This is a genomic window from Rathayibacter sp. AY1B8 (assembly GCF_002932775.1).
Lineage (GTDB): Bacteria > Actinomycetota > Actinomycetes > Actinomycetales > Microbacteriaceae > Rathayibacter.
Genome location: NZ_PSWJ01000031.1, coordinates 22,281 through 37,074, shown reverse-complemented (window position 1 = coordinate 37,074; position 14,794 = coordinate 22,281). Strand labels below are relative to the sequence as shown.

Genomic DNA, 14,794 nt, shown 5'->3' with positions numbered 1-14,794 from the left:
CTCGGCGAGCGCCCTCACCGGCCCGAGCGCCTCGATCGGAGCCGACCACCTCGGCTGGACCCCGCGCCTGATCACCGGCACCGGCGCCGTCGCGGGCGATCCGGTCGCCTCCTCCCTCGAGGGCGGCGCGGGCCTGCAGGATGCGCTGCTGCTCGGAGCCGCCGGCGGGGCCGGCACCTGGAGCGCCGACGCCGAGCTGCGGCTGCTGGCCGAGCCGGACGTCGAGGCCGGCTCCTACCGCTCGACGATCACGCTGTCGCTGTTCGCCTAGGCGCGGACCAGCGCAACGGCCGGGGACCGCGCCCCGCGGTCACTCCTGAGCGACCGCGACCGCCACGACGAGCGCGGAGTGGACCGTCGGCTCAGAGACGGCGAAGTAGCGGCTCGAGCCCTCGATCCAGGCCTCGGTCGCGCCCTCCCTGGTGCGGAAGCGGACGGGCTCGTCGCTCGACGTCCCGCGCCCGTCGGCCTTCGCGACCGCCTGCGAGCGCAGATCGGCGAGCACCTGCTCCGCCGTCGTCGCCCCGGACGCCACGCGGTCGCGGACGCTGCGGGCGCGCACCGCGTCGATCCCGATGTCGCGTCCGGTCGCCAGCGCCGCGACCACCGCGCCGTCGCAGTGCGCGATGCTGATCCGCATCCGCTCCAGCGCCGGGTGCTCGCCGCGGAGCACCGGGCGGCCGTGCGGTCCGGAGCAGCGCTCGCAGCGCGCGTCCACGGCGACCTCGAGGGGATCGATCCCGAGCGTCTCAGCAGCCAGCTCGCGCACGAGGACCCGGCCGAGGAGGAAGCCGTCCCGGACCTCGCGTCGACTCGTCGCCTCGTAGCGCAGGCGCTCGGCGAGGGTGAGCAGGCGCAGCATCCGGTGGCGGGCGGAGTCGAGGACCTCGGGCCGCGCCCAGCGCAGCTGCACGTCGTCGGTGGCGAGGAGGGGGAGTCCGGTCATGCCCCGGACGCTACGCACGCCAGGCGACATCGGCGTGACGGGAGGGTGGCCGGAGGGAGACGGGCCGCTGTTGACTGGGAGGCGTGCAGACCTTCCTCCCCTACCCCGACTTCCACCGCAGCGTCCGTGTCCTCGACGGCAAGCGGCTCGGCAAGCAGCGCGTCGAGACGCTGCAGGTCATGCGGGCGCTGACCGTCCCGGGGTACGGCTGGCAGAACCACCCCGTCACGCGGATGTGGCGGGGCTACCGACCGGCGCTGATGACCTACCAGCGCGAGACCTGCGCGGAGTGGACGGAGCGCGGCTTCGCCGACACGTGCCTCGTGAAGACCGAGGAGGCCCTCGCCGCCGCCCCGGAGGATCTCGCCGCCTACCTGACCGGCGACTACCCGCTCCCGCCGTGGTTCGGCGACGAGCGGCTGCACCTCTCGCACCGCTCGAAGCTCGTGGCCAAGGACGAGGACCACTACGGCCCGCTGTTCCCCGGCACGCCGTCGGGGCTCGACTACCTCTGGCCCGTCGGCGCCTGAGCTCAGGCCGCGGGCGGGCGGAGGAACGGGATCGCGATGCGCGGACGGAACACCTCGCGCTGGTTCGCCTTCACCAGTCCGCAGATGATCAGCACGAAGTGCACCAGCCAGAGCACGGCGAACAGCGTGATCGGGATGCCGATCGGATAGAAGTCCTTCGCGAGCGGGGTGTCGGAGGCGGCGAAGAGCAGCACGACGTGCGCGCCGAGCGTCACGACCCCGATCAGGATCACCGTCAGGCCCCAGTTCGCCGCGTTCCGCGCGTTCTCGGCGGCGAGCCCGCCCTTCCTCCGGGCGGACGGGTACACGGAGGCCATGACGATGCCGCCCACGATCAGGCTGAGGAACGGGATCCCGATGAACGCGAGGAAGCCGAGAGCGTAAGAGAGGGCGCCCGTGGGCGGTGCGGGGACGGCCTGCGGAGGAGCGACCGGAGCGGCCTCCGGGGTCGTCGCGTCGGCCGGTCGAGGGTCGGAGGAGGGGCTCGCCATGCCGACAGCCTAGGGAACGCCGTCCCCCGGGGGCGGTCAGGGTCTTTTCAGGCCTCTGGCCGGGCCTTCGTCTTCGGGGGCTCTCGGGTTAGTCTGTCGAGGTTGACCTGCCGCACGGAGCGTGCAGGGCGTCGGCCGCGGTCGTCGCAGCATCCGGGGGGATTCGCGAAGGAGAAGGTTTGGCGTCCGACAGAAGGACCACCGGTGGTGTGGTCAAGGCGATCGTGGGCTTCCTGGGCATGAGCGTCGTGGCCGGAGTCCTCGTGACCGCCACCGTCACCCCGGCCGTGGCGCTCGCCGGAGTCGCCGCGAACCAGTCGATCGGCGTCTTCGACGGCCTGCCCGACTACCTCGAGGTCGACAAGCTCTCCGAGAAGAGCAACATCTACGCGACCGGCTCCGACGGCCCGCAGCTGCTCGCCTCCTTCTACGTCGAGAACCGCGTCGAGGTGCCGCTCGACCGCATCGCCCAGGCCGCCAAGGACGCCGCCGTCTCGGGTGAGGACCCCCGCTTCTACGACCACGGCGGAGTCGACCTCCCCGGCACCCTCCGCGCCGTCGCGCAGACCTACGTGCTCGGCAACGACGTGCAGGGCGGATCCTCGATCACCCAGCAGTACGTGAAGAACGTCCTCGTCGAGAAGGCCGTCCGCAACATCTCGGACGACGCCGAGCGCGCGGCCGCGATCGACGAGGCCACCCGGACCTCCCCCGAGCGGAAGCTCCGCGAGATGAAGCTCGCCATCGGCCTCGAGAAGCAGTACACGAAGGACCAGATCCTCCAGGGCTACCTCAACATCGCGTTCTTCGGAGGCACCACCTACGGCCTCGAGACCGCCGCGAACTACTACTACGCGACCTCGGCCGCGGACCTCTCGATCGCCCAGGCCGCGAGCCTCATCGCGATCGTCAACAACCCGGCCGTCCTGCGAATCGACCAGCCCGACAACCCGGACAACGGCGCCGCGAACGGCTACGCCCGCAACAAGGACCGCCGCGACTACATCATCGGCAAGATGCTCGAGGAGGGGAAGATCTCGCAGGAGGACCACGACGCCGCCGTCGCCACTCCGATCGAGCCCCGCATCACCCAGCCCAGCACCGGCTGCTCGACCGCGGGCAACGCGGGCTTCTTCTGCGACTACGTCACCAACGTCCTGAAGAACAACGAGATCTTCGGCGCCGACGAGGACACCCGCTGGACCAACTTCCGCCGCGGCGGCCTCGACGTCTACACGACGCTCGACGTCGGCCTGCAGGACGCGGCCGTCGCCGCCGTCGACGCGCAGGTCCCGCAGACCTGGAACTTCGACGTCGGAGCCGTCTCGGTCAGCGTCGAGGTCGGATCCGGGCGCGTGCTCGCGATGACGCAGAACAAGAAGTACTCGCAGGATCCGGACGTCCTCACGACCGACCCGTCCTACAGCGCCGTGAACTACAGCACCGATCGGGCCAACGGCGGATCCTCCGGGATCCAGCCGGGCTCGACCTACAAGCTCTTCACGCTGGTGGAGTGGCTGAAGGAGGGCCACAGCATCAACGAGTCGGTCGACGGGACGCGCAAGTCCACCTGGGGCACCTTCACGGACTCCTGCGTCTCCGGCGGCACCGACACGAGCAACGAGACGAGCGCGAAGAACGACGAGGGCGGAACCGGCGAGGTCGGCACCCCGGTGTCCTTCACGAAGACCTCCCTCAACACCGGCTTCGTCGGCATGGCCCGTGAGCTCGACCTGTGCGGCATCCGCGACACCGCGGTCGACATGGGCGTGAAGCAGGGCAGCGGCGAGGAGCTCGAGCACAACCCGTCGTCGGTGCTCGGCACGAACTACGTCTCGCCCCTCTCGATGGCCGGCGCCTTCGCCACCATCGCCTCCGGCGGCACGACCTGCGACCCCGTCGCGATCGACCGCATCACCGACTCCGCCGGAGCCGACCAGCCGGTGCCCCCGGCGAACTGCCGCCAGTCGATCGACCGCAACGTCGCCGCCACCGCGGCCGTCGCGCTGCAGGCGACCTTCACCGGCGGAGGGACGGCCGTGGCCTCCCGCACCGGCGACGGCGTTCCGCTGATCGGCAAGACCGGCACCACCGACGACGCGAAGGCCACCTGGATGACCGGAGCGAGCACCCGCGTCGCGACCGCCGTCGGCGTGTTCAACGTGAAGGGTGACGCGAACCTGCGCCTCGGCCGCTACTCCTTCGACTCCGGATCCGCCGCCACCGCGCGCCACCGCATCTGGCCGGTCGTCATGCGCGCCGCCGACGCGACGTACGGCGGGACGGCGTTCCCGGAGGCCGACGGCTCGCTGCAGGTCGTCCCGAAGGTCGACATCCCGGATGTCGTCGGGCTCTCCTCCGCCGACGCCGAGGCCAAGCTCGAGGCGGCCGGCTTCGGCGTCGTGCAGGGCGGCACGGAGGCGAGCGACGCCGCGGTCGGGACGGTCACCCGCGCCGACCCGTCGGGCTCGGCCCCGCGCGGCACCGCGATCACCGTGTTCACCAGCTCCGGCAACCAGAAGACCGTGCCGAACGTGACGGGCCAGGATCTGGATGCCGCGAAGAACGCCTTCGGCGCCGCCGGCTTCACGAAGATCACGCTCGCCTGCGCCGAGGACCCGAAGGCGCCCGACGCCGGCCAGGTCACCGGGCAGGAGCCGGCCGGCGGCTCCCCCGTCGCTCCGGACGCCACGCTGAAGGTGACGATCACCGCGAAGAAGTGCCCCTGACCGGCGCCTGACGGCTCGCGAGAACGCGTCCGGCCCGCGAGGATCCTCGGATCCCGCGGGCCGGACGCATTCCTGTCGGACGACGGCGTCGGAGCCGGGCCTACTGCCCGCGGCCCCGGATCGCGCCGACGATCGCGACGGTCGCGAAGTAGACGATGAGGGCCAGCACGCCGAACGAGGCGAGCGCCCCGCTGGCCTCGGCCCAGGGCCGTCGCTCGTCCGTCATGGTGCCGGGCATGACGATGTCGAGGGCGAACATGCCCACCGCCAGGGCGAAGCAGACGAGGCTCAGCACGAGCAGCGCCCGGACCGCCTTGCCCACGGGGTCGTAGTAGCGCGGGTTCGACATCGTGCCTCCGGTTCTCGTGCTCTCGTGTCTATCCCGCCGGGACCGCTGTGGCAAGCCGTGGGGACGCGAAGACCCCCGCCCCTCCCCCTCTGCGGGCGCCGCTCACGATGACGGACGGTGCCGTCGTCACGAGCGGTGTCTCGCGGGAGGAGGAGGGACGGGGGTCGGAGCGGGACCGGCTACGCGGCCAGCGGGAGGGCGGCGGCCGAGGTCACCAGCAGCTCGCCGCCGACGGCGTCGACGCGGACAGCGCCTCCGTCGGAGACCTCGCCGCTGACGAACAGGTCCGCGATCCGGTCGTCGATGGAGCGCTGGACGAGGCGGCGCAGGGGCCGGGCGCCGTACTGCGGCTCGTAGCCGTTCTCGGCGAGCCAGTCGACGGCCGCCTCCGTCACCTCGAGCGTCACCTCGCGGGGAGCGAGGCGGGAGCGCGTGGTGTCGAGGACGATGCCGACGATCTCCCGCAGCTGCTCGCGGCCGAGGCGGCGGAACAGGACGATCTCGTCGATCCGGTTGAGGAACTCGGGGCGCATCGCCTCGCGGAGCCGGCCCATGACGCGATCGCGCAGGTCCTTCTCCGAGGCGAAGCCCTCGGCCGACGCGTCGCTCTGAGCGACGAAGCCGAGCGCACCCGACCGCGAGGCCAGGAACTCCGAGCCGAGGTTCGAGGTCATGATGATCACCGTGTTGCGGAAGTCGACCGTCCGCCCCTGGCCGTCGGTCAGACGCCCGTCGTCGAGCACCTGCAGCAGCAGGTTGAACACGTCGGGGTGCGCCTTCTCGATCTCGTCGAAGAGGACCACCGAGTACGGGTTCCGGCGCACGCGCTCGGTCAGCTGACCGGCCTCGTCGTAGCCGACGTACCCGGGAGGGGCGCCGACCAGCCGCGAGACCGTGTGACGCTCGCCGAACTCGCTCATGTCGAAGCGGATGACCGACTGCTCATCGGCGAAGAGGGAGCCCGCGAGGGTGCGCGCCAGCTCCGTCTTGCCGACACCGGTCGGGCCGAGGAAGAGGAACGAGCCGACCGGGCGCGAGGAGTCGCCGAGGCCGGTGCGGCTGCGGCGGACGGCCCGCGCGACCGCGGTGACCGCGTCGTCCTGGCCGATGACCCGCTGGTGCAGCTCGGTCTCGAGGTGCGCGAGGCGCTCGCGCTCCCCCTCTGTGAGCCGCGACACCGGGATGCCGGTGGCGCGGGCGATGACGGCCGCGATCTCGGTCTCGCCGACGACCGCCTCCGCGGGGGCGCTGCCGGTGGCCGCGTCGAGCTCCGCCTGCACAGCGCTGATCTCGTCGCGGACGCGGGACGCCTCCTCGTAGTGCTCGGCCGAGACGGCCGCGTTCTTGTCGGCCTCCAGGGTCGCCAGACGCTCGAGCAGAGCTCCGGTGTCGACGCCGGCTCCGAGGCGGAGGCGGAGGCGCGCGCCGGCCTGGTCGATCAGGTCGATCGCCTTGTCGGGCAGCACGCGGTCGGTGAGGTACCGGGCCGAGAGCTCGACGGAGGCGCGCAGGGCCTCGTCCGTGAAGCGCACGCGGTGGTGCTCCTCGTAGGCGGGGCGCAGGCCGTGCAGGATGGCGACCGCGTCCTCGATGCCGGGCTCGCCGACGCGGACCGGCTGGAAGCGCCGCTCCAGTGCCGGGTCCTTCTCGATGGTGCGGTACTCCTTGAGCGTGGTGGCGCCGACGAGGTGCAGGTCGCCTCGGGCCAGACGCGGCTTGAGGATGTTGCCTGCGTCCATTCCGCCCTCGCCGCCGCCGCCCGCACCGACGACGGTGTGGACCTCGTCGATGAAGACGATCAGCTCGCCGGAGTGCGCCGCGATCTCGTCCATGGTGCCGGTGAGGCGCTCCTCGAAGTCGCCGCGGTAGCGGGTGCCGGCCAGCATGCCGGGGAGGTCGAGCGAGATCACGCGCTTGCCGCGCAGCTGCTCGGGGACCTCCTCCGCCACGATCGCGCGGGCGAGGCCCTCGACGATCGCGGTCTTGCCGACGCCGGCCTCGCCGACGAGCACCGGGTTGTTCTTGGTGCGGCGGCTGAGGATCTCGACGGTCTGCTCGATCTCGTCGGCGCGCCCGATGACCGGGTCGAGCCGGCCCTCGCGGGCGAGAGCGGTGAGGTCGGTGCCGAACTTGTCGAGCATCGGAGTGTCGGAGGCGGGCTGTCCCGCCTCCTGCTGCTGCGGGGCCTCGGTCTCGCGCATGCCCTGGGTGAGAGCCTCGGCGGTGACGCCGGCGCGGGCGAGGACCTGCCCGGCGGGGGCGTCCTGGCCGAGCACGAGCGCGAAGAAGAGGTGCTCGGGCTCGATGTAGGTCGAACCGCTGGAGCGGGCGACCTGGTAGGCGTGGAACAGCGCGCGTTGCGCGCTGGGGGTGATGGTGGCCGCGTTCTGCGAGGCGTGGGCCTCGTCGGCCTGCGGGAGGCGCGCCTCCGCGGCGGTGGCGATGGCGGCGGGGTCGACGCCGATGCGGCGCACGGCCTGCGAGACGGTCTCGTCGTCGATGAGCACGCGGAGCACGTGCAGGGCGTCGAGCTCGGTCTGGCCGCGCTCGAGGGCGAAGCGTCCTGCGGACTGCAGGATGTCGCGGGTACGGGCGGTGAGGAATCGGCTGAGGTCGATCGACCGCGCCGCGCGGGCGCGCTCACCATCGAGGTAGCGGGCGAGGAAGTCGTCGAACGAGCTCGCTCCGGCCTCGCTGTAGTTGTCGGGCACCTGTCCTCCTGAGGAAGTTGAGTCGGTTACGCTCAAGTTCAACGCAGGGGTGCCGTTCCTATTCCCGCCCCTCCCCCGCGAGATGCCGCTTCGGTCCGCGACGCGTCGCGTCGCGGCGGGCGTTCCGACCGGCGTCCCGCGGGGACGGGAAGAGGCACGGACTCCGGGGAGTCCGTGCCTCTCTGCGCCGACGCGCATTTCCTCCGGGGTGGGAGCTCTAGGGGACGAGGTAGCCCGCCGCGCGGAACAGCTCATACCACTCCGGCCGCGTGAGCGGCAGATCGGAGCCGAGGGCCGCATCGCGCACGCGCTGCTCGTTCGTCGTGCCGAGCACGACCTGCATAGCCGCCGGGTGGCGGGTGATCCAGGCGGTGGCCACGGCGATCGCCGGGACCCCGTACGTCGCTGCGAGCCGGTCGATGACGGCGTTCAGCTCGGGATAGGCCGGGTTGTCGAGGAAGACGCCCGTGAAGAACCCCGCCTGGAAGGGCGACCAGGCCTGCACGGTGATGTCGTTCAGGCGGCAGTAGTCGAGGATGCCGGCGTCGCGCATGACGGACTGGTCCTCGCCGACCATGTTGGAGGCGACGCCCTGCGCGATCAGCGGCGCATGGGTGATCGAGAGCTGCAGCTGGTTCGCCACGATCGGCTGGTTCAGCGACTTCTTCAGCAGCTCGATCTGGTACGGCGTCTGGTTCGAGACGCCGAAGTGCTTCACCTTGCCGGACGCGTGCAGCTCGTCGAACGCGCGGGCCACCTCATCCGGCTCGACGAGCGCGTCGGGCCGGTGCAGGAGCAGCACGTCGACGTAGTCGGTGCGCAGCGCCTTCAGCGAGCCCTCGACCGAGGCGATCAGGTGCTCGTACGAGAAGTCGAAGTAGGGGCCGTCCGGGACGATGCCCGCCTTGGTCTGCAGGACGACCTGCTCGCGCTCCGACGGGGTGAGCGCCATCGCCTCGGCGAAGCGCTCCTCGCAGCGGTGCAGCTCGCCGCCGTACACGTCGGCGTGGTCGAAGAAGTCGATGCCGGAGTCGCGGGCGGCGCCGACGAGGCCGCGGATGGCCTCGTCGCTCATCTCGGGGATGCGCATGAGGCCGAGGACGACGTTCGGGGAGTCGACACCGGAGGTGCCGAGGGGGACGTGCTTCACAGGGAGTGCTCCTTCGATGGATACCTCGTCCACGCTAGGCGCCCCGCCTGGGCGCCGTCCAACAGGGGGTGCTGGTGCGATTCATCCGATGGAGTGGTGAATCGGCGGAGTGGTCGGCTGGGCGGCGGTGCGCTCCGTGCTCGACGGCTTCCCCCGGGTGCTGATGCGCCTGGCCCTCTGAGGCGCGCACGACGGCCGCTCCGGCCCCGCTCCGCGAGACACCGACGTGCCGCGCGAGGCGCCGCCGACAGGACGGCGCCTCGGCGACAGGGCGGCGCCTCGCCGGGTGCGGTGACCCGGCGCCCGCCCGCCGCCCGGAGACGAGGAACGGCCCCTCACCCGCGAGGGGAGGGGCCGTTCGCCGTGGAGGCCGGGACGTGGTGTCGACGCCTAGAAGTCCCAGTCCTCGTCCTCGGTGTTCACGGCCTTGCCGATCACGTAGGAGGAGCCGGAGCCCGAGAAGAAGTCGTGGTTCTCGTCCGCGTTGGGCGAGAGGGCCGACAGGATCGCGGGGTTCACATCGGTGACCTGCTTGGGGAACATCGGCTCGTAGCCGAGGTTCATCAGCGCCTTGTTCGCGTTGTAGTGCAGGAACTTCTTGACGTCCTCGGTCAGGCCGAGCTGGTCGTAGAGGTCCTGCGTGTACTGCGCCTCGTTGTCGTAGAGCTCGTAGAGCAGCGAGAACGTGTAGTCCTTGATCTCGTCGCGCTTGGCCTGGTCGACCCGCTCGAGTCCCTTCTGGAACTTGTAGCCGATGTAGTAGCCGTGCACGGCCTCGTCGCGGATGATCAGGCGCACGAGGTCGGCCGTGTTGGTGAGCTTGGCGCGCGAGGACCAGTACATCGGCAGGTAGAAGCCCGAGTAGAAGAGGAACGACTCCAGCAGCGTGGAGGCGACCTTCCGCTTCAGCGGGTCGTCGCCGCGGTAGTAGTCCATCACGATGGACGCCTTCTTCTGCAGGTTCGGGTTCTCCATCGACCAGCGGAAGGCCTCGTCGATGTCCTGGGTGTTCGACAGGGTCGAGAACACCGAGGAGTACGACTTGGCGTGGACCGACTCCATGAACGCGATGTTCGTGTAGACGGCCTCCTCGTGAGGCGTGATCGCGTCCGGGATGAGCGAGACGGCGCCGACGGTGCCCTGCACGGTGTCGAGCAGGGTGAGCCCGGTGAACACGCGCATGGTGAGCTGCTGCTCCTGGTGCGTGAGCGTGTTCCACGACTGGATGTCGTTCGACAGCGGGACCTTCTCGGGCAGCCAGAAGTTGCTCGTGAGGCGGTTCCACACCTCGACGTCCTTGTCGTCCTGGATCCGGTTCCAGTTGATCGCCTGGACGGAGTCGACGAGCTTGAGCTTCTCGGGGGGAGTCATGATTCCTTCTCGCTGCTGCGGATGGGTCGTGCGGAGGGGGGGGTGGGGCTGCGTGCTCTAGAGCATGCACGAGACGCACTGGTCGAGCTCGGTGCCCTCGAGCGCCAGCTGACGGATGCGGATGTAGTAGATCGTCTTGATGCCCTTGCGCCAGGCGTAGATCTGGGCGCGGTTGACGTCGCGGGTGGTCGCCGTGTCCTTGAAGAAGAGCGTGAGCGAGAGGCCCTGGTCGACGTGCTGCGTGGCGGCGGCGTAGGTGTCGATGATCTTCTCGTAGCCGATCTCGTACGCGTCCTGGTAGTACTCCAGGTTGTCGTTCGTCATGAACGGCGCCGGGTAGTAGACGCGGCCGAGCTTGCCCTCCTTGCGGATCTCGATCTTCGACGCGATCGGGTGGATCGAGGACGTCGAGTTGTTGATGTACGAGATCGAGCCGGTCGGCGGGACGGCCTGCAGGTTCTGGTTGTAGATGCCGTGCTCCATGACCGAGGCCTTGAGCGCACGCCAGTCGTCCTGGGTGGGGACCGCGATGCCCGAGTCGGCGAAGAGGCGGGAGACGCGCTCGGTGGCCGGCGCCCACTCCTTCTCCGTGTAGGTGTCGAAGAACTCGCCCGAGGCGTACTTCGAGTCGGCGAAGCCCTCGAAGGTGGTGCCGCGCTCGATGGAGAGGTTGTTGGAGGCGCGCAGGGCGTGGAACAGCACCGAGTAGAAGTAGATGTTGGTGAAGTCGATGCCCTCCTCGGATCCGTAGTGGATCCGCTCGCGGGCGAGGTAGCCGTGCAGGTTCATCTGGCCGAGGCCGATGGCGTGCGACTTGTCGTTGCCGTCCTCGATCGAGCGGACCGAGGTGATGTGCGACTGGTCGGACACCGAGGTGAGGCCGCGGATCGCGGTCTCGATGGTGCGGCCGAAGTCGGGCGAGTCCATCGTCAGCGCGATGTTCAGCGAGCCGAGGTTGCAGGAGATGTCCTTGCCGATCTGCGCGTAGGAGAGGTCCTCGTTGTAGGTCGTCGGAGTGTTGACCTGGAGGATCTCGGAGCAGAGGTTGGACATGTTGATGCGGCCCTTGATCGGGTTCGCCTGGTTCACCGTGTCCTCGAACACGATGTAGGGGTAGCCCGACTCGAACTGGATCTCGGCGATGGTCTGGAAGAACTCGCGCGCCGAGATCTTGGTCTTCTTGATGCGCGGGTCGTCGACCATCTCGCGGTACTTCTCCGAGAGGGAGATGTCGCCGAAGGGGATGCCGTAGACGCGCTCGACGTCGTAGGGCGAGAAGAGGTACATGTCCTCGTTGTTCTTCGCGAGCTCGAACGTGATGTCGGGCACGACGACGCCGAGGGAGAGCGTCTTGATGCGGATCTTCTCGTCGGCGTTCTCGCGCTTGGTGTCGAGGAAGCGGAGGATGTCGGGGTGGTGCGCCGAGAGGTACACCGCTCCCGCGCCCTGGCGCGCGCCGAGCTGGTTGGCGTAGCTGAAGCTGTCCTCGAGGAGCTTCATCACGGGGATGATGCCCGAGGACTGGTTCTCGATCTGCTTGATCGGGGCGCCGGCCTCGCGGATGTTCGAGAGCGAGAGGGCGACGCCGCCGCCGCGCTTGGAGAGCTGGAGCGCGGAGTTGATGCCGCGGGCGATCGACTCCATGTTGTCCTCGATGCGCAGCAGGAAGCAGGAGACGAGCTCGCCGCGCTGTGCCTTGCCGGTGTTGAGGAAGGTCGGGGTCGCGGGCTGGAAGCGGCCGGCGACGATCTCCTCGACGAGGGCGGTCGCGAGCGTCTCGTCGCCCTGGGCGAGGCCGAGGGCGGTCATCACGACGCGGTCCTCGAAGCGCTCGAGGTAGCGCTTCCCGTCGAACGTCTTGAGCGTGTACGAGGTGTAGTACTTGAACGCGCCGAGGAAGGTCGCGAAGCGGAACTTCTTCGAGTACGCCAGGTCGTTGAGCTGCTGGATGAACTCGAACGAGTACTGGTCGAGCACGGCCTGCTCGTAGTACTCCTTCTCGACCAGGTAGTCGAGGCGCTCCTTGAGCGTGTGGAAGAACACCGTGTTCTGGTTGACGTGCTGCAGGAAGAACTCGCGAGCGGCCTCGCGGTCCTTGTCGAACTGGATCTCTCCGTTCGGGCCGTAGAGGTTCAGCATCGCGTTGAGCGAGTGGTAGTCCATCTGTGCGGCGTCGCGGGGAGCGTCGATCACTGCTGCGTCCAAAACGTGTCCAATCCTTCGTCGACGGCGCGGACGTCGTCGGGTGTTCCGAATACTTCGAATCGATAGAGGTGCAGCACCTCGCACTTGCGGGCGATGATGTCGCCGGCGAGGCAGTACGCCTCGCCGAAGTTCGTGTTGCCGGCGCCGATGACGCCGCGGATCAGGGAGCGGTTGCACGGATCGTTGAGGAACCGGATGACCTGCTTGGGGACCGCTCCTCCGCCGTTGCCGCCGCCGTAGGTGGGGAGGACGAGCACGTACGGCTCGTGGACGTGGAGCGTGTCGAGGGCGGCTCCGTCGCGGCGGGCGTGGAGCGGGATGCGCTGCGCCGGCCGTCCGAGCTTCTCGATGAACCGGTGCGTGTTCCCCGAGCTGCTGGAGAAGTACACGAGCCCGCTCATCCTTCGGCCCCTCTCCCCGTCAGCTGCTGTTCTCGGTCCCGCCTCCGAGGCGGCTGCGCGGTGAGCCGCAAGGCGGAGGAGGAAGCCGCAGCGGCGCTACGGCGCCCGCCGACGACGTCGCGGATCGCCGTCCGTGCGCCTCAGAGGGTCGCGATCTTGTCGGGGCGGAAGCCGGACCAGTGGTCGTCGTCCGTGATGACGACCGGCGCCTGGAGGTAGCCGAGGGCCTTGACGGCCTCGAGGGCCTTCTCGTCCACGGAGAGGTCGAACACCTCGTAGTCGATGCCCTTGCTGTCGAGGGCGCGGTACGTCGCGGTGCACTGGACGCAGGAGGGCTTGGTGTAGACCGTCACAGCCATGGGTGTCGCCTTTCGGAGGGGGTGTCCCGGTGCCGCTCCCCGACCGGCGGCTCGCGATGCGGGCGGGGTCGGAGGGTGGTCCGGGTGAGTTCTGGGTGCCGGTGGGGCTCTCGCTCCGACCTGCTCAGCAATACTACATATAGGGGGCGGGCCGGTGTCAGCCCACTAGACGTAGTAGTTACAGCCGTGTAGTTATCCACCGGCTCCTCCCCCGTTCATCCACAGGCCGGAGCCCGTGGAACCGCGGAAGGACGCGGATCCGGACGAACCATCCACAGGTGTGGACAGAAGGATCCCGTTCACTGTGTACAACGCGCCACGGCGTGTCGGCATGCCCGACCGGTGGGGTCCGCGCGGCGGCTCGACCACAAGATGTGGTGGTCGGATCGCATCTCGGGGCATGCCCGGACGGTACGCCCGACCACCGACACCGCGAACGGTCAGAGGAGCTGCGCGGCCCACTCCCGGGCGACGGCGCGCAGGTGCGGGAACGGGTCCGCGAGGGCCGCGGACGAGGAGCCCGCCGCCTCCGTCAGCGACACCGCAGCGGTGAAGCCGGGAGTCGGCGCCGCGATCGCCCCGGCGACGAGGAGTGTCCGCGCCCCGGCCGCCTCGGCGAGCGCGAGGACGTGCACCGGGACCTTGCCCGCGGCGGACTGCGCGTCGAAGCGCCCCTCCCCCGTGATGACGACGTCCGCGCCCGTGAGGAGCGCCGGGAGCCCGATCGCCCGTCCGACGGCGCCGGCGCCGGAGGTCGGGCGCGCGCCCCAGGCGAGCAGCCCGAAGCCCGTCCCGCCCGCCGCCCCGGAGCCCGGCGCGTCGGGATCCGCGTCCAGGTGCGTGGCGAGACGGCGGAGGCCGCTCTCGAGGAGGAGGACGTCCTCGGGGCCGGCCCCCTTCTGCGGTCCGTAGACGCGGGCCGCCCCGGAGTCGCCGAGCAGCGGGGTCGCGACGTCGCTGAGCACGACCGCGCCTCCGGGCGGCAGAGGACGCAGCGCGCGGAGGTCGGCGGCGGCGAGCGCGGGCAGCGCACCGCCTCCCTCGCCGAGGTCGCGGCCGGAGGCGGTGGAGAAGCGTGCGCCGAGCTCGCGGAGCGCTCCGACTCCGCCGTCGGTCGAGGCGCTGCCGCCGATCGCCAGCAGCAGGGCGTGCGCCCCCGCGTCGAGGGCGGCGGCGATCGCGCGGCCGAAGCCGCGCGTGTGCGCGGTGAGCGGACGGAGCGGGTCGAGCAGCGTGATGCCGCTCGTGGAGGCGAGCTCGACGACGGCTGTCCCGTCGGGGAGCAGCAGCCACCAGGCGCGGACCGGCCGGTCGTCCGGGCCGGGGACGACGACCGGCCGCCGAAGCGACCCCGGGACCGCGAGTGCGACGGCCTCGACCGTGCCCTCTCCTCCGTCGGCCATCGGCGCGTGGACGATCTCGTCCCCCGGGCGCGCAGCGCTCCAGCCCTCGGCGATCGCCCGCGCGACCTCGACCGCGCTCGCCGACCCCTTGAAGGAGTCGGGCGCGACGACGACCCTCAGCCTGCCCACGCGCTCAGTGTGGCACCGCG

General features: G+C 70.4%; 12 protein-coding genes and 1 pseudogene. 3 read left to right on the top strand and 10 right to left on the bottom strand.

The features are described 5' to 3' along the window. Positions 1–271 (top strand): annotated as a pseudogene (locus C5C63_RS17170) (hypothetical protein); the annotation flags it as partial. A 39-nt stretch (positions 272–310) separates the two neighbouring features. Here C5C63_RS17170 and C5C63_RS14890 read toward each other — a convergent pair. Then, positions 311–946, bottom strand: a complete 636-nt coding sequence (locus tag C5C63_RS14890; RefSeq protein ID WP_104309716.1) for a 4'-phosphopantetheinyl transferase superfamily protein — start codon at positions 944–946, stop codon at positions 311–313. Between the two features lie 83 nt (positions 947–1,029). On the opposite strand from C5C63_RS14890, the gene C5C63_RS14885 reads away from it, so the two are divergent. Beyond that, entirely contained in the window at positions 1,030–1,476 is a 447-nt protein-coding gene (locus C5C63_RS14885; RefSeq protein WP_181110637.1) for an MSMEG_6728 family protein, read from the top strand. Positions 1,477–1,478: 2 nt separating this feature from the next. On the opposite strand, the gene C5C63_RS14880 is transcribed toward C5C63_RS14885, so the two are convergent. Continuing rightward, positions 1,479–1,967 carry a DUF4870 domain-containing protein gene (locus tag C5C63_RS14880; protein WP_104234617.1) on the bottom strand — a complete coding sequence of 163 codons (489 nt, stop codon included), beginning with the start codon at positions 1,965–1,967 and terminating at the stop codon, positions 1,479–1,481. Positions 1,968–2,146: 179 nt separating this feature from the next. Here C5C63_RS14880 and C5C63_RS14875 point away from each other — a divergent pair, with 179 nt between their 5' ends. Next, positions 2,147–4,696 (top strand): transglycosylase domain-containing protein, encoded by a 2,550-nt coding sequence (locus C5C63_RS14875; RefSeq protein WP_258065473.1) that lies wholly within the window; start codon positions 2,147–2,149, stop codon positions 4,694–4,696. A gap of 100 nt (positions 4,697–4,796) precedes the next feature. Here the strand turns inward: C5C63_RS14875 and C5C63_RS14870 are convergent, their stop codons facing one another. From C5C63_RS14870 to C5C63_RS14835, 8 genes are all read right to left on the bottom strand, one after another. Next, positions 4,797–5,045: a hypothetical protein gene (locus tag C5C63_RS14870; RefSeq protein WP_104224361.1), complete on the bottom strand. Its 249-nt coding sequence runs from the start codon at positions 5,043–5,045 to the stop codon at positions 4,797–4,799. A gap of 179 nt (positions 5,046–5,224) precedes the next feature. Then, complete coding sequence (locus C5C63_RS14865; RefSeq protein WP_104326354.1) at positions 5,225–7,756, bottom strand: ATP-dependent Clp protease ATP-binding subunit; 2,532 nt, start codon at positions 7,754–7,756, stop codon at positions 5,225–5,227. Positions 7,757–7,973: 217 nt separating this feature from the next. Further along, complete coding sequence (locus C5C63_RS14860) at positions 7,974–8,906, bottom strand: aldo/keto reductase family oxidoreductase (RefSeq protein WP_258060040.1); 933 nt, start codon at positions 8,904–8,906, stop codon at positions 7,974–7,976. 390 nt (positions 8,907–9,296) lie between these two features. Then, positions 9,297–10,277: a class 1b ribonucleoside-diphosphate reductase subunit beta gene (nrdF, locus tag C5C63_RS14855; RefSeq protein WP_104224358.1), complete on the bottom strand. Its 981-nt coding sequence runs from the start codon at positions 10,275–10,277 to the stop codon at positions 9,297–9,299. Positions 10,278–10,334: 57 nt separating this feature from the next. Then, positions 10,335–12,440, bottom strand: a complete 2,106-nt coding sequence (nrdE, locus tag C5C63_RS14850; RefSeq protein WP_104234484.1) for a class 1b ribonucleoside-diphosphate reductase subunit alpha — start codon at positions 12,438–12,440, stop codon at positions 10,335–10,337. Between the two features lie 26 nt (positions 12,441–12,466). After that, positions 12,467–12,883, bottom strand: a complete 417-nt coding sequence (gene nrdI, locus C5C63_RS14845; RefSeq protein ID WP_104326353.1) for a class Ib ribonucleoside-diphosphate reductase assembly flavoprotein NrdI — start codon at positions 12,881–12,883, stop codon at positions 12,467–12,469. A 140-nt stretch (positions 12,884–13,023) separates the two neighbouring features. After that, positions 13,024–13,242 carry a glutaredoxin-like protein NrdH gene (nrdH, locus tag C5C63_RS14840; protein ID WP_068255139.1) on the bottom strand — a complete coding sequence of 73 codons (219 nt, stop codon included), beginning with the start codon at positions 13,240–13,242 and terminating at the stop codon, positions 13,024–13,026. A gap of 440 nt (positions 13,243–13,682) precedes the next feature. Next, positions 13,683–14,765, bottom strand: coding sequence for a glycerate kinase (locus tag C5C63_RS14835; protein WP_219815308.1), 1,083 nt, complete (start codon positions 14,763–14,765; stop codon positions 13,683–13,685). Positions 14,766–14,794 lie beyond the last annotated feature (29 nt).

Excerpts from the sequence above, each read along its gene's own strand:
- nrdF (WP_104224358.1), bottom strand. The coding sequence starts at position 10,277 with ATGACTCCCCCCGAGAAGCTCAAGCTCGTCGACTCCGTCCAGGCGATC.
- nrdE (WP_104234484.1), bottom strand. The coding sequence starts at position 12,440 with ATGGACTACCACTCGCTCAACGCGATGCTGAACCTCTACGGCCCGAAC.
- C5C63_RS14890 (WP_104309716.1), bottom strand. The coding sequence starts at position 946 with ATGACCGGACTCCCCCTCCTCGCCACCGACGACGTGCAGCTGCGCTGG.
- C5C63_RS14870 (WP_104224361.1), bottom strand. The coding sequence starts at position 5,045 with ATGTCGAACCCGCGCTACTACGACCCCGTGGGCAAGGCGGTCCGGGCG.
- nrdH (WP_068255139.1), bottom strand. The coding sequence starts at position 13,242 with ATGGCTGTGACGGTCTACACCAAGCCCTCCTGCGTCCAGTGCACCGCG.
- nrdI (WP_104326353.1), bottom strand. The coding sequence starts at position 12,883 with ATGAGCGGGCTCGTGTACTTCTCCAGCAGCTCGGGGAACACGCACCGG.
- C5C63_RS14880 (WP_104234617.1), bottom strand. The coding sequence starts at position 1,967 with ATGGCGAGCCCCTCCTCCGACCCTCGACCGGCCGACGCGACGACCCCG.